Annotated in this window: 1 protein-coding gene; it reads right to left on the bottom strand. The window is 52.5% G+C overall.

The window, feature by feature from the left end:
* The coding region (locus WOA58_RS18605) for a hypothetical protein (RefSeq protein WP_340605800.1) at positions 1–577 on the bottom strand (577 nt) is incomplete at both ends.

Below are 577 nucleotides of genomic sequence, written 5' to 3'. Positions count from 1 at the left end.
TGAGGGTTCATAGTCATACTTGAAATGATCGGTTCCACTTGTGTGGAGCTCGAGATAGTCGTCTGCAACAGAGCACCCCCATTCGATTCCGGCCTTTACAGACCCGTCGTCTTCGCTCTTTGCGAGGTCTTTTGCGACCGATGTATCGATCGAGTTAGTAGTGTGATCGAAGAGCTCGGAGAGTGATCGATGAGCAACAGCACTCGCTGCTGCAAGGCGTGAAGCCTTCGTTGGTGGGTCGGCTGTAGCTGGATCAACGTAATAGTGATCGGCACTGGCTGTCGTTGCCCTCGCCGTATTGATACCATTGACTGCATCGTAGATGGCTAGGTTGAGGATGGCTCCGGTGCGAACGACTGTTTCTACATCGGCTTCGTCCTCGCGGAGTGCGTTGATGAGGCGTTCGTTCCAATCAACGACGATATCACCGGGGAGATCATCTACAGGATGTTGTTGGTAGCTCTCTGTGTTCGAGCGCAATTTGGCGACGATGGATCGAATTTCGGTCTCGTATCTGTTGACCAGACCGGTCGTTACACCAGCGATCGCTACTGAGCTAAAAAGACGCCGTTTGTTG

It is taken from the genome of Halalkalicoccus tibetensis (genome assembly GCF_037996645.1).
Classification (GTDB): Archaea; Halobacteriota; Halobacteria; order Halobacteriales; family Halalkalicoccaceae; genus Halalkalicoccus; species Halalkalicoccus tibetensis.
The sequence above is the reverse complement of the archived record's forward strand: the minus strand, read 5'-3'. Positions and strand labels throughout refer to the sequence as shown.